This is a genomic window from Arthrobacter sp. 10T44, assembly GCF_056393885.1.
In genome coordinates, this window is sequence record NZ_JBFTGT010000001.1 from 651,702 (window position 1) to 665,169 (window position 13,468).

The 13,468-nt window shown below is 71.1% G+C and carries 13 protein-coding genes; 3 read left to right on the plus strand and 10 right to left on the minus strand.

The window, feature by feature from the left end; all coding sequences use genetic code 11:
- Positions 1-42: 42 nt before the first annotated feature.
- A complete protein-coding gene (locus tag AC1DBL_RS03040; protein ID WP_476925435.1) occupies positions 43-2,457 on the plus strand; it encodes a DEAD/DEAH box helicase in 2,415 nt (804 codons plus the stop codon).
- On the opposite strand, the gene AC1DBL_RS03045 is transcribed toward AC1DBL_RS03040, so the two are convergent.
- The 7 genes from AC1DBL_RS03045 to ssd all read right to left on the minus strand — a co-directional run bounded on the left by AC1DBL_RS03045 (position 2,441) and on the right by ssd (position 7,703).
- Entirely contained in the window at positions 2,441-2,866 is a 426-nt protein-coding gene (locus AC1DBL_RS03045) for an Rv3654c family TadE-like protein (RefSeq protein ID WP_476925549.1), read from the minus strand. The genes AC1DBL_RS03040 and AC1DBL_RS03045 overlap by 17 nt on opposite strands.
- Positions 2,866-3,381, minus strand: a complete 516-nt coding sequence (locus AC1DBL_RS03050) for a TadE family type IV pilus minor pilin (RefSeq protein ID WP_476925436.1) — start codon at positions 3,379-3,381, stop codon at positions 2,866-2,868. Before AC1DBL_RS03050 ends, AC1DBL_RS03045 begins: the two co-directional genes overlap by 1 nt.
- Entirely contained in the window at positions 3,378-3,677 is a 300-nt protein-coding gene (locus AC1DBL_RS03055; RefSeq protein ID WP_476925437.1) for a DUF4244 domain-containing protein, read from the minus strand. Before AC1DBL_RS03055 ends, AC1DBL_RS03050 begins: the two co-directional genes overlap by 4 nt.
- 141 nt (positions 3,678-3,818) lie before the next feature.
- On the minus strand, positions 3,819-4,235 hold the full coding sequence (locus tag AC1DBL_RS03060) for a type II secretion system F family protein (protein WP_476925438.1): 417 nt from the start codon (positions 4,233-4,235) through the stop codon (positions 3,819-3,821).
- Between the two features lie 194 nt (positions 4,236-4,429).
- A complete protein-coding gene (locus tag AC1DBL_RS03065) occupies positions 4,430-5,074 on the minus strand; it encodes a type II secretion system F family protein (RefSeq protein ID WP_476925550.1) in 645 nt (214 codons plus the stop codon).
- A gap of 197 nt (positions 5,075-5,271) precedes the next feature.
- Positions 5,272-6,483 carry a TadA family conjugal transfer-associated ATPase gene (locus AC1DBL_RS03070; protein ID WP_476925551.1) on the minus strand — a complete coding sequence of 404 codons (1,212 nt, stop codon included), beginning with the start codon at positions 6,481-6,483 and terminating at the stop codon, positions 5,272-5,274.
- Between the two features lie 56 nt (positions 6,484-6,539).
- Positions 6,540-7,703: a septum site-determining protein Ssd gene (gene ssd / locus AC1DBL_RS03075; RefSeq protein WP_476925439.1), complete on the minus strand. Its 1,164-nt coding sequence runs from the start codon at positions 7,701-7,703 to the stop codon at positions 6,540-6,542.
- A 254-nt stretch (positions 7,704-7,957) separates the two neighbouring features.
- Here ssd and AC1DBL_RS03080 point away from each other — a divergent pair, with 254 nt between their 5' ends.
- Together AC1DBL_RS03080 and AC1DBL_RS03085 are read left to right on the plus strand one after the other, a co-directional pair.
- Positions 7,958-9,667, plus strand: coding sequence for a bifunctional 3'-5' exonuclease/DNA polymerase (locus AC1DBL_RS03080; protein ID WP_441416805.1), 1,710 nt, complete (start codon positions 7,958-7,960; stop codon positions 9,665-9,667).
- 167 nt (positions 9,668-9,834) lie between these two features.
- Complete coding sequence (locus tag AC1DBL_RS03085; RefSeq protein WP_476925440.1) at positions 9,835-10,095, plus strand: YegP family protein; 261 nt, start codon at positions 9,835-9,837, stop codon at positions 10,093-10,095.
- A gap of 13 nt (positions 10,096-10,108) precedes the next feature.
- On the opposite strand, the gene AC1DBL_RS03090 is transcribed toward AC1DBL_RS03085, so the two are convergent.
- The 3 genes from AC1DBL_RS03090 to AC1DBL_RS03100 all read right to left on the minus strand — a co-directional run bounded on the left by AC1DBL_RS03090 (position 10,109) and on the right by AC1DBL_RS03100 (position 13,093).
- Entirely contained in the window at positions 10,109-10,789 is a 681-nt protein-coding gene (locus AC1DBL_RS03090; protein ID WP_476925441.1) for an NUDIX hydrolase, read from the minus strand.
- Positions 10,786-11,556, minus strand: a complete 771-nt coding sequence (nth, locus tag AC1DBL_RS03095) for an endonuclease III (protein ID WP_476892285.1) — start codon at positions 11,554-11,556, stop codon at positions 10,786-10,788. Before nth ends, AC1DBL_RS03090 begins: the two co-directional genes overlap by 4 nt.
- 106 nt (positions 11,557-11,662) lie before the next feature.
- Entirely contained in the window at positions 11,663-13,093 is a 1,431-nt protein-coding gene (locus tag AC1DBL_RS03100; RefSeq protein ID WP_476925442.1) for a hypothetical protein, read from the minus strand.
- Positions 13,094-13,468: the final 375 nt, after the last annotated feature.

A 13,468-nucleotide genomic window follows, 5' to 3' on the forward strand; every position in this document is an offset into this window, starting at 1 on the left:
GAAGCCGCGGGTCGATTTGAGCCCGGGTGAAACAATGTTGGAGTGAATCCACATGAGTCTCTGATCCCGTTGCTGGGCCGCGGCCCGGACCCGGAACAGCTGCGGCATGTGCGCACGATTCCCGCCCGGAAGGCCGTCAATGAACCGTGGCCGGAGTGGGTGCACCCCGACTTGGTGCAGGCCTACGGCTCTCTCGGCATCCACGAGCCCTACCGTCATCAGGTGCAGGCCGCCGAACTGGCGCACGCAGGCGAACATGTGGTGATCGCCACCGGCACCGCCTCCGGCAAGTCCCTCGCCTACCAGCTGCCGGCGCTGGATGCGGTCCACCGCTCCGAGCTGCGCGTCCTCGCCGACCCGGGCAAGATCCACGACGACGGCGCCGTGGCCCTCTACCTCTCCCCCACCAAGGCCCTGGCCGCCGACCAGCTGGCCGCCATCCGCTCGCTCAAGCTCCCCACTGTCCGCGCGGAAACCTACGACGGCGACACCGACCCGGCGTCCCGCCGCTGGATCCGGGACCACGCCAACGTCATCTTGGCCAACCCCGACATGTTGCATTTCGGGATCCTGCCGAACCACACCTGGTGGGCGCGATTCTTCCGCCGGCTCCGCTACGTGATCGTGGACGAGGCACACAGCTACCGGGGCGTGTTCGGATCGCACGTGGCCAACCTGATGCGACGGCTGCGACGGATCTGTGCCTACTACAGCCCCGGCACGTCCCACCCCGGACCGGTGTTCATCGCCGCATCGGCCACCGCATCCGACCCCGGCACCTCCTTCGGCCGGCTCATCGGCGCCCCGGTCCGGGCGGTGTCCGAAGACTGTTCGCCGCACGGCGCCACGACCGTGGCGTTCTGGGAACCCGCACTGACCGAGCTGCGCGGCGAAAACGGCGCCAAGGAACGCCGAACCGCCGTCGCCGAAACCTCGGACCTGCTGGCCAACCTGGTCTCCTCCCGGATCCGGACCATCGCGTTCATCAAATCGCGCCGCGGCGCCGAGACGATCGCCTCCATCACCAAGCGCCTCCTGGACGAAGTGGACCCCAGCCTGCCGCAGCGGGTGGCGGCCTACCGTTCCGGGTACCTGCCGGAGGAACGGCGGGCACTGGAAAAGGCGTTGCGCTCCGGCGAGCTGCTGGGTGTATCGAGCACCTCCGCGCTCGAACTTGGCATCGACATCTCGGGGCTCGACGCGGTTCTGGTCGCCGGCTGGCCGGGAACCCGGGCGTCGCTGTTCCAACAGATCGGCCGGGCGGGCCGCGCCGGACAGGACGCCATTGCCGCCTTCGTCGCGAGCGACGATCCGCTCGACACCTATCTGGTGAACCACCCGGAGGCGATCTTCGACGTCTCGGTAGAGGCGACGGTCTTCGACCCCTCCAACCCGTACGTTCTGGGCCCCCACCTGTGCGCCGCCGCGGCGGAACTTCCGCTGGGCTATGCGGAGCTGGAGCTGTTCGGCCCGACAGCCGAGAAGCTGCTGGACCAGCTGGTGGTCCAGGGCTACCTGCGCAAACGCCCCGCGGGCTGGTTCTGGACCCACCCCCAGAGCGCCGCGGCCATGGTGAACCTGCGGGCCGACGGCGGCGGTCCGGTGAGCATCGTGGACGCTGACACCGGCTCCCTGCTCGGCACCATGGATTCACCCCAGACCCACTATCAGGCGCACACCGGCGCCATCTACGTTCATCAGGGCGAGAGCTACGTCGTCGAGGATTTGAACGAAGGCGAGCACTGCGTCGTGGTGCGCCGGGCCAACCCCGACTACTACACGACCGCGCGCGACGTGACGCAGATCGAGGTCCTGGAGACACTCCGCACCACGCAGTGGGGGGACGTCGCGGTGCACTTCGGTGACGTGAAAGTGACGACACAGGTGGTCTCCTTCCAGCGCAAGGCGCTGATTTCGAACGAGATCCTCGGCGAGGAACCGCTGCAACTGGGCGCCCGGGACCTGTTCACCAAGGCGGTGTGGTTCGTGATGGACAACCGCTCCCTGACGGGCGCGGGGCTGATCGAGGCGCAGTTCCCGGGGGCTTTGCACGCGGCCGAGCACGCGGCCATCGGGCTGCTGCCGCTGGTGGCGTCCAGCGACCGGTGGGACATCGGCGGAGTGTCCACGGCCATCCACGCCGACACCGGGGTGCCTACGATCTTCGTGTACGACGGCCACCCCGGCGGGGCCGGCTTCGCCGAGCGCGGCTACGACAAGGCCAGGGTGTGGCTCTCCGCGACGCGCGACGCCATCAAGGCCTGCGAGTGCGAGTCCGGCTGCCCGTCCTGCGTGCAGTCCCCCAAGTGCGGCAATAAGAACAACCCGCTGGACAAGGACGCCGCCGTCACGCTGATTGAGATGCTGCTGACCGACGCCACCGATCTTATGGGCGGCCCTGCCGAGGAGCAGGGGGCAGCCCCGGCCGCCGGGCACGTCATCAGCCAGCCGGGTTAGTCCGGCGCCCGCTTACCGGATCCCGGATCCCGGACGCCGGTCCGGGGTCCTCTGCCGGCGGAGGTCCGGCCCTCGCCGGGCCGGTGGCCGGACCGAACACCGTGCGGGATCGCAGTTCCGTGCGGACCCGGACGGTGTCGCCGGGTTCGACCAAACAGCCCACCAGCCGCGCATCATGGCGGCCGGCGACGTCGGCGGCGACGGCACACGGCTCGCCGGCGGAGAGTCCACGGGCTGCATCCGCGGCTGCGAGTGCCGCCAGATCCGCCGCAGCCGCGGCTTTCGACGCCATCACCGCCGCCTGGCCCAGCAAGACGACAGCGGTCATCGCGAGCAGCAGCACCATCCCTAGGCCCAACGCCACGGCGCTGCCCGCACCCAGTTCAGGGTCCCGCACCACAGGCGGCATCACGCGCGCCAGCCCAGGGCAAGATCCGCCGTCGCGGGAACGGAGAGGGCAGGCGCGTCAGAGGATTCACTCCTCGCCCACGCTTTCGCGGTAAGGGTCCACGGAACCAGCGGACCCATCGCACCGCTGACGGTTCCGGACACCGTGACGCTGAGCCAGACCCCGTCGGAGACCACAGCGGCCAGCGCCGAATCACCGGCCAACCGCCGGACGATTCCGCCGACGGCGGCGGCGTCCTCACCGCGCGCGAGCGCCCTCGCACCGGCTCGCGCGGCTTCCTCCAGCCGGAGTTGCGTCAACCCCGCGGCGGAACCCGCCAGCAACAACCCCAGCAGCAGCACAACGGCTGGCAGCGCGACGGCGAACTCGGCCGTTACCGCGCCCCGGGCGGCTGCTGCGGCTTGGCCCGCACGGGATCCCCGCTTCGCTGCGTCCAGGTGCTTCGGAAGGCACCATCCCGGTTGTGCGGACGCCTTGGCCGGGGCCGCCGGCGCACTCCGGGATCCCCGGGTCACGGCAGTGCCAGCGCCGTGCGGATAAGGTTCAGCAGGAACCCCCGGACCTCGTCGCTGCGCATGATCAGCACGAGCAAGCCGGCGAAGCCGACGGCGGCCAGCGTGGCAATGGCATATTCAGCCGTGGCCATTCCCGCTTCGGAGCCGGGGAGCTTTTTCCAGCTGCGGGCCGGCCGGGAAGAGTCCCGCACCGGCGGTGCCTGCCGGGCGCCGGGGTAGATCTCCCGCACCTCCGCGGCTCCGGTGTCGGCGTCCGCGCGGTCGGAGCCGGCGGGGGCGTTTCGGTGGAGTGTCATGAGCTTTCCTCTCAGGCGATGCCGGCGCAGTTGCCGGCTGATTCCAATGTCGCGCCCGCGCCCGTCGCCGGTAAGGGCGATGCATGGCCAAGTGGACAACTTCGGCTGTGGAGGACGAGTCGGCGCGCCGGGCGGCAGCCGTCAGGAGCCATGCGGCACCATCGCGAGCAATACCGGCACAATGCCCAGGCACACGAAGGCGGGCAGCGAACACAGCCCCAGGGGGATGACCAGCTTCACGCCCAACGCAGCGGCCCGCTGCTCGGCGGTCCGGAACTGCTCGCGGCGGAGCCGGGCGGCCTGCGCATAGAGGATGGCCGAGGACGGCACGCCGGTCAGCGCGGCGAAACCCAGGGCATCGCGGAGGGCCTGCAACTGGGCGGGGATCGCGCCGGAACTACGCCATGCAGTCTCCCAGTCGGCGCCGATCGCGAGGGCGGAGACGACCGGGACCAGCGGACGCCCGATCGCGGGGTCGGCGTGGACGGCGATCAGCTCCAGCGAGCGCCCCAGCCCGGATCCGGCGTCCAGCATGGCACCGATCAATTCCAACATCATGGCCGGATCACGAAGACCGCCTACGTGGTCCGCCGCCGCGCCTGTGCCGTCCGGTCGGGCACCCGCGGGAGCCCGACCAGGCGGACGCCGGCCCAGCCGCCTCCAGCGCAGGCCCGCGCGCCGCTGGTCTGCGAGCGCCACGATCACTGCGGACGCCAGCAGGCCGGCCACAGCGAGACCGCCAGCCTGCGGTATCACCGCTGCCGCCCGGCAGCGGCCCGGACGAGACGGGCAGACCAGATCCGGCCCGCGGCCGTAAGGGCCAGCCCAGCAACGAGGGCCGCCATGCCTAAGGGGGTGCCGAGCAGGATGGTCGAGGGATCCACGCCGAGCAGGACACCGAGGACGAGCCCCAGGAAGGGCAGCCAGGTCAGGATCCGGACGGTGGCCTTGGGCCCGGCCAGTGCGGTCTGCCGTGCGGCTTCGGCGTCGTCCTGGGCCTCGAGGTGAGCGGCGAAGCGCGTCAGGACCTCGGCGAGGGGACAGCCGGTGGCCTCGGCGATGTCGAAGCAGGCCGCGAGTTCCACCCAGATCGCCCGCTCCCTTCCGCCGGGTCCGCGGCGCGCAGCACTGCCGGTGCCGGTCCCGGCGCCCTTCCGGATGGCCGCGGCGACCGGGGAACCCCTCAAGGCCGCAGCCCGGGCTGCGGCCAGGATCGCAAGCGACGTCGCGCCCAGACCATGAGTGGGCGCGGCGCGGTTCGGACGCCCACCCCCGCCGCCCTTCGCCCGGTCCGGCTCCCGCAGGTCACCATAGAGAAACCAGAGTTCCTCCCACAGCCGCGCAGGAGTCCGGCCGCCCTTCAGCAAGGCGGCCAACTGCTGCACCACCACAGTCATGGGGACCACCGGCTCGGCTCTACCCGTCCCGCGCCACAGCGCTAAGCGCCCACGCCGTCCTTGTCCCGGCCGCCCGAGGGCCGGTGCCCCGGCCGCGCCCACGGAGCGCAGAGCCCGCCGGAGGCGCCGGCCGGACGCCCCCGGCGGCACGAACGCCAGCCAAGACGCGAGGGCCAGAATTCCGGCCAAGACGGTCGTCATGGCGGGCCGGCCGCCAGGCTGGGCACGCCGGTCCCGGGGCCAGCAGCCGGATCCAGGCCCAGACGGGCCGCCAGCTCGGGCCACGCGGGCCCGGCGCGTACCTCGCCGCCCACCGTTACCAGCGCCACGGCTACGGCCAGGCCTGACACGCCTTCTCCGACCAGTCCCACGCACGCCACCTGACGGCCTAACCGTGTACGTTCCAGATGGACGACGGCGTCGAGGGCGCTGGCTGCCTGAAGGCGCACGGCGTCCGGCCCCATCCCCGCGAGCGCGCCGAGCGCCGTCAGCCGGGCCGGGACCGCTGCGGCGGTGTTGGCATGGATGGTGCCGCCGGCTCCAGTGTGCCCGGTGTTCATCGCGGAGAGCAGCTCCCGGACCTCGGCGCCGCGGCACTCCCCCACCACGAGCCTGTCGGGCCGCATCCGCAGGGCCTGCCGGACCAGCTCGCCGAGATCAACGGCGCCGCCGCCCTCCAGGTTGCTGTGGCGCGATTCGAGGGACACCACGTGCGGGTGCACCGGGTTGAGCTCCGAAGCATCCTCGATCAGGACCAGCCGCTCCCCAGGTCCGCAGAGCCCGAGCAGCGTGGCAAGCAGCGTTGTTTTTCCCGAGCCCGTCGCGCCGCTCAATAGAAAGCTCAGGCGGCGCGCCACCATTCGCGTGAGGACGTCCTGGATGAACGGGCCGAACATACCACCACGGGAGAGCTCGTCCAGCGAGAAAACGGACTCACGGCGGATCCGCACGCTCAGCAGCGTGCCGGCCGTGGAGATCGGCGGCAGCACTGCGTGGACCCGGTAGCCGCCGTCGAGCCTGACATCCACGCAGGGCGAGCTGTCATCCAGCCGCCGGCCGCCGGCGGCCACGAGTCGGGCGGCGAGGGCTCGGACCTGGGCCTCGTTGGCAAAGGCGACCGGGGCGCGTTCAAGCCCGCGGCCACGGTCCAGCCACACCGAGTCCGGACCGTTGACGAAGATGTCCGTCACGAGCGGGTCGCGCGCCAGCGGCTGCAGCGGTCCCAGCCCATTCAGTTCCGCGCTGATGCTTTCGACGGCGGCCAAGGCACCCGCTGTGCCAAGGAGCTTGCCGCTGGCCTGCACGGCCGCCGCCACCCTTGACGGGGTGACCGGGCCGGCGTCGGCCATGACCGATTCGCGGACCGCTTCGAGCAGCCGCGCATCTACCCGCCGCTGGGGCGCGCGCAGTTGCCTGCGGAACCGTGGACGCTCCGGCTCCGGCGGGTCCGCGGCCAGATGCGAACTCACGGGAACCCCTCCGTGCTGAAGGCCAGAACTCCTTCGGTGAAGCGTTGAACGCTCCGCCGTCCCCCGGCGTCCAGCAGGCGCCCGAGTTCGGTGGCGGCGGCCGTCCCCCGGACCTCGGGCATAATGCCCTGCACCGGGAGCCCCACGGCTTGGGAAATCAGCTGGTAGTCGAACGCGACCCCGGGTTTCGTCCGGATCACCAGTGCGGTCTCTACAGGCGGTAGCTCCGGCACCAAACGGGCGGAGGCCACCGCCGCCCGGAGCTGGGCAGGCAGCACCACGACGACCCGGTCGCATTCCCAGGCGAAGGTCCGCAGTGCCTCGCGTCCGCGGCCGACGTCCAGCACCACCAGCTCGTAGCAGCGACGCGCGGCGTCGAGCACCCCGACGACCGCGGCCGCGTCGATGGCCTGCGGCCGTTCCCGGCTGCCCGGCCAGGACAGGAAAGAGAACCCGCCCGCTTCGGGCAGCGCCTCGTGGAGCTGATCCGGATCGATGCTGCCGCTGGCCTCGGCGAGGTCCGGCCAACGGAGCCCGGGTTCTTCTTCGGCGGCGAGGGCCAGTTCGAGGCCGCCGCCCCAGGGGTCTCCGTCGATCAAAAGGACTCTGGCTCCCAGCCCCGCGGCGGCCTGGGCCAGCCAGATCGCGGCGGTGGTTGCCCCGGCGCCGCCGCAGCCACCAACCACGCCGAGGACATGCCCGCCCGGATCCGGGGCGTGCGATCGGCTGAGGTACTCGGCGAGCCAGGGTCCGCCCTCGGGGAGGACGGCCACCCGTTCGGCACCCATGGCCGCGGCCAGCTGCCAAAGCCTGTCGCCCTCACCACTCAGTCCTACAAGAACGGCCGGTGCACGACGCCGGATCGGGAGTTCCCGGACGTCACTGCCCACGAGCACTGCGCCAGCAGAGTCCCAGTACGGGACCGCTTCCGCGGCATCCCCCGCCAGGCTAAGCTGCCGGCCCGCCGCGGCCACAATCCGTTCCACCTCCCCGCGCAGGACCTCGGACCCGGTGACCAGCAGCGTCTCCGCCGCCCCGTCGGGAAGCCACGAACCGGGGTCTGGCCCCGGGTCCGGTCCCGCTTGGGGCCCGGCCCTTGACACGGGCTTTCGGGACGGCGCCTTACTGGTAACTGGCTCGGGTAACTGATGCCTGCTCATGCCTCCACTTTCGGCGCTGCGGACGCCGCAGCCGCCCGCCGTCTTCGGCTATGTGGAAAACCGGGCCGCCTTCGGCTTGGCCCGGCGCTGCCCGGCCCGACTTGGGCGCGGCCCGGCGCTGCCCGGCCCGACTTGGGCGCGGCCCGGCCCGACTTAGGCGCGGCCCGGCCCCGCCCGGCTTGTCCCGGCGGGCTGGTACGACCCCCGCCCGGGCCGGTCCGCCGGAAGCACAACGACAGGGCAGAATTGAGCCTATGCATCTGCTGCTCGCCGCCCACGCCGACGGCGCAGCCCTACAACGACTCACGCCGTCGGGCGCTCCCGATCCCGCCGCCCCGGAACCACGCATCGTCAGCGCCGCCGAGCTGCCCGGCGTCGTGCGGCAGCTGGAGCTGCAGCGGCCGCGCTGGATCTGGCACCGCACGCAGGACTGGTACCCGGCGCTGCTGGCCGCAGGGGTCGAGCTGGAACGCTGCCATGACCTGACGCTGTGCGGCGCCATCCTGGCCCATTCGGAGTTCACTGCGCACACCGAGTACGCCCGGAACGCGGAGAAGCTCACCCAGGACGACGACGTCCAGCAGCCGCCACGGGCCCTGCAGCCGCCTCCGCCGCCCGCGGACCAGGGCGCCCTGTTTGAGGACCCGGGCCTGCGCGCTGCGCCGCGGCACTCCCCCGAGGAACTGCGCGCCGAGTACGCCGCGCAGCAGGAAGCACTGGCCGGCGTCGCTCTGGACGGGGACCGCCGAAAGCAAAGGCTCCAGCTCCTTCTGGCCGCCGAGTCCGCCGGGGCCATGATCGCCGCCGAGATGCAGCACACCGGCGTTCCCTGGCGCGAGGAGCTGCACGAACAGATCCTTGCCGACTACCTCGGTCCGCGTCCGCCGCAGGGCCACCGTCCGGCCAAGCTCGAGGCCCTCAACAGCGAACTCCGCCGGCTGCTGCAGTCCCCGGCGCTGAACCCCGACTCCCCGCAGGAACTGATGCGGGCCCTGCACCGGAACGGCATCGAGGTCAAGAGCACGCGCCAGTGGGAGCTGAAGGAATCCAGCCACCCGGCGATCGAGCCGCTGCTGGCCTACAAGAAGCTCGCCCGGCTCCACGCCGCGAACGGCTGGGCGTGGCTGGATGCCTGGGTCAAGGACGGCCGCTTCCAGCCCGAATACGTGGTGGGCGGGGTCGTGTCCGGACGCTGGGCCTCCCGCGGCGGCGGGGCGCTGCAGATCCCCCGCCAGATCCGAGGCGCCGTCCACGCCGACCCTGGCCACAAACTGATCGTCGCGGATGCCTCGCAGCTGGAGCCCCGCGTACTGGTGGCGCTGGCACAGGATTCCAAGATGGCGGAAGCCGCCCGCGACAAAGACCTCTACGCCGGCATCGCCGCTCAGGGTTTCGGCGGTGACCGGGCCAAGGCCAAGGTCGCGCTGCTCGGCGCGATTTACGGCGCCACCACCGGCGAATCCGGCCGGCTGATGCCGCAGCTGGCCCGGACCTATCCGCGCGCCGTCGGCTTCGTGGAGCAGGCAGCCCGCGAGGGCGAGGCGGGTAAGACCGTCACCTCCCGGCTGGGCCGCAGCAGCCCGCCGCCTTCGGAGCGGTGGCTGCACAGCCAGCAGTCCGCCACCGCGGAGGAACAACGCCGGGCCGAGTCGCTGGCGCGCTCTCGCGGAAGGTTCACGCGCAACTTCGTGGTGCAGGGTTCCGCGGCCGACTGGGCGGCCTGCTGGCTGGCGGAACTACGACGGCGGCTGCGGGGACTGCGCGCCGACGGCTCACCGGCCGGGGAACTGGTCTTCTTCCTGCACGACGAGGTCATGGTCCATTGCCCTGCCGACGCCGTCGATGCCTGCATCCGGGCGATCGAGGAATCCGCGGCAGCCGCCAAGGAGTTGCTGTTCGGCAGGATCCCGGTGGAATTTCCGGTCAGCATCGCCGTCGTGGACTCCTACGACAACGCCAAATAGCTGCCCTCAACCGCTGCCCGACGCCGGGCCGGACACCCCGGGTAACGTACCCGCCGGTAGCGTTGCGCCTGCTCCGCGGGCCCCGTTACAGTCGAAAAGGCCGGCGATGATCCCGAGTGATCCGCCGGCGCAAATGCAACGAGGCAGGGAACCGGGGAGGCAGCACAGTGGCTGGCGTATTCGAGATTGCAGCGGCCGGAGACGAGTCGTATTTCTTCAAGCTGACGGCACCGGACGGGACAGTAGTTGCCGTTTCACCGCTTTTTAACACCATCAAGGGAGCGGCCGCCGGCATCACGGCGGTGCGCGAGAACGCCGCAACCGGGCTGGTCGTTGACCGCTCCGCCCGGAAGGCCGTCACCCAGTCCGTGAGCAAGCCCGCCGCGACGTCGTCCTCGCGGCCTGCGCCGCTGCTGACGTCGCGCTAGCGAAGGCGCGCCGCTACCCGTCGATCCCGTGCAGGCGCGTCCGGTCCCATGGGACCGACCAGCCCAGCTGGTCGAACAGCTGGTTGAGGATCATGCCGGTGAAACCCCAGACCACCACGCCGTTGACGGTGAAGGCCGGGCTCTGAAAGGTCAGGCCGGCCCGGCTGACGGTTGCCATCACCCTGTTGTCGGGGTCGAGCAGGTCCCGGACGGGCACCCGGAAGACCTGTGATGACTCGCCGTAGTCCACTACCCGGACGGGTGACTGGGACGCCCACCAGCCAAGGACGGGCGTGACCAGGAAGTTCCCGCGCGGCAGCGCCAGTTCGGGCATGACGCCGAGGACCTCAACGCCCTGCGGATCCAGTCCTGTTTCCTCTTCGGCCTCGCGCAGGGCGGCCTCGACCACGGTTTCGCCGGGGTCGATGCCGCCGCCGGGGAACGCCACCTGTCCCGGGTGGTCGTCGAGGGTCTGCGCGCGCTGGAGCAGCAGCACGTCCAGGTCCGCCGGCGCCAGCAGCTTCACCGACGTCGCCGGGACATCGTCCAGCGAGCCGAACAGCATCAGCACGGCGGCACGGCGCACCCGTTCGCCCGGCTCAACGGCCAGTTCGCGCCAGCGAGGATCCGGCGACGGGGCCGTCCCGGCCTGCACCGCGGCTACAAGGTCAATCAGGTCCTGGCGGGCGGTCATTGCGGCCTTCTCTGCGATTCCATCCGGATTTCCGCGGCCCGGTGGGTTTCGGCCAGCAGCTTCGCCAGCAGTTCTTCCTGGCCCGGGGCCAGTTCGTACTTCAGCAGCTTTCTGGCCTTCTCCGGATCGGTCTCGCCGGCTCCGTAGCTTGGGCACCAGTTCGCCACGGCGCAGGCGCCGCAGGCCGGTTTGCGGGAATGGCAGACGCGCCGGCCGTGGAAGACGACTCGGTGCGAGAGCATGGTCCAGTCTTTCGGCTCGAACAATTCGGCGACGTCGGATTCGATCCGGACCGGATCGTCCGAGTCCGTCCAGCCGAAGCGGCGGGCCAGCCGGCCGAAGTGGGTGTCCACCGTGATGCCGGGGATCCCGAACGCGTTGCCCAGGACGACGTTGGCGGTCTTCCGTCCGACGCCGGGCAGCTTCACCAGGTCTTCCAGCCGGCCGGGCACCTCGCCGTCGTAGTCGTCGACAAGCTTGGTGCCCAGCGCCATCAGGTTCCGCGCCTTGGCCCGGAAGAACCCGGTGGGTTTGATGATGGCTTCCAGGTCGGCGGGCTCGGCCTCGGCCATGCTGCGGGCATCCGGGTACCGGGCGAACAGCAGCGGCGTGATCTGGTTGACCAGCACGTCCGTGGTCTGGGCCGAGAGCACCGTGGCCACGACCAGTTCGAACGGGCTGCGGAAATCCAGCTCAGCATGCGCATAGGGATACTGCTCGGCCAGTGCCTTGTTGATCCGGCGGGCGCGGCGCTTGAGCCCCAGCAGCGTCTCCCCGCCAGCCTGCGCACGGGGCTTCGCTGTGCCGGTTTTGGCTGTGCCGGTTTTCGCCCTGCCGGGTTTCGCGTTGCCGGGTTCGGTGGCCACGGTCCGGCTAGCCGCGTTCGATGTTGCTGAGGTCCCGGAGCACGCCGACGCGGCCGTCCGTGTGCTGGACCAGGAACTCGTGGCCGCGGTCCTCAAGGGCGAGGACCCAGCCGCCGGGTTCGACGACGAACGCCGGGGCGCCGCTGCGCTCGTCCACCGCGGTGCGGGGCTGGGCGACGGCGAACCAGAAGGCCTCGTAGGCAGGCTGGGCCGCCTCGCTCTCGGGACGGCTTGCGGGGTCCACGGTGGCGCCGATCGGTTCCTGCGAACGGACCTGCGGGGTGAGGGCGGTGGGGGCTTCATGGCTTGCGGCGGAAGGTGCCGCGGCCGATGCCCCCGCCGGGATGCTGGCCGCCTGGGTCGCTTCCAGACCCGCGCCCTGCGCGGCGGAGGCCGGAGAGGTGACCGGAGAGGTGACAGGGGACTCTGCCGGAGCGGACGCGGCGGGCGCCGTGGCAGCCTGGGTCTGCTCGGCGGCAGAAGGCACCGCTTCTCCTGCGGCAGACGGGGCGTACGCCGCAGTCGGGGACGGGGAGGCGGCAGCGGTCGGCGCCGGGGACGCGGAAGCGGTCTGCTCCGGTGAGGCGGAAGGAACGACGCCGTGCGCCTGGGTGGCCGGCTCGGCAGCCGTGGGACGGGCGTACGCGGCAGCGGCACCGGCGGCACCTGCAGCAGCACCGGCCGCGGTGCCGGCAGCGGCACCCGTCGATGCCCCGTGGGCTTCGTGGGCCTGCGGCGCGACCTGGGCCTCGCCCGCCTGCTTGCCGGGGGCTATGCGCTTGGCCCAACCAGCCAGCGCGCCGCCTCCCGCCCTGGGAGTCTTGGCGTCGCTGGCAGCCTTGGGGGCACGCGGCTTGCGGACCGGCTCCGCGGCTTCGCGTGCCACAACGTGGGCGGGGACTTCGGCGCGGTGCAGGAAATCACCGGCGAGGCTGGGAATCAGCCGCGCCAGTACGGTCGCGGTGAAGAGGCCGAGCGCGCCGACGAGGCCCAGCAGGAGGCTCGGCACGAACGCGCCGGCGGTCGCCAGGAAAAAGAAGGCCAGGCTGAAGGACGCCACAACGGAGGCGAACTGGTCAATCGAGAGGGAGCCGATCCGGATTTTCGTGCCCGGGCTGACCCGTCGCGCCACGAAAAGCGCAGCGACGATCACCGGCAGCAGCACGCCGAGGCCGAGGAAGAAGAGGCTGCCCAGGTTCCACAGGTTGTAGCGCTCGGCGAACATCGGAATCAGGGAGGCGATGAAGAGCACCAGCGTGGAGCCGAAGACGGTGAGGTCGCGGACCGTGAAAGGCCCCAGGACGGCCTCGTTGTTCTTCGAGTTCGGCTTGTCCACGGTAAAGCGTGGCTGTTCCCCCCGCCCGCTGGACTGCGCCGGCCCTGTCTGGCCTTCGGTGCGGGAGGGCGCATGGAGCTGCCCGTTGCTTTGCTCGTTCATTCTGTTCTCCTTAGCATGGCCGCACTCTGGACAGTGCCGCCTAACGGCAGGCAAAAACAGGACCGCCAGCGGTCCTGTTGCCCCCATCGGATGTCACAACTCCATCTCAGCCTAGCCAAGTGCAGGACCGATCACTACTGCCCGGACGTCACTCCAGCACCAGTGCGCGGCCCCTTTCGCCCTGCGCGTAAACCGGGGTGCGACGCCGATCCGGGCCGGCCGTGCCCGCACCCGGACCACTCGGCGCTTAATAAACACCGCTCACGGCGCCCTTTGTGACGGGGCACACGTTCTGTCGCACCCGGGCGTTAGTGTGTATTTCGGAACAGCTCTTTGCGGTACGCCCGTGACCAGCCGATGCCCGATGCCGCGCAA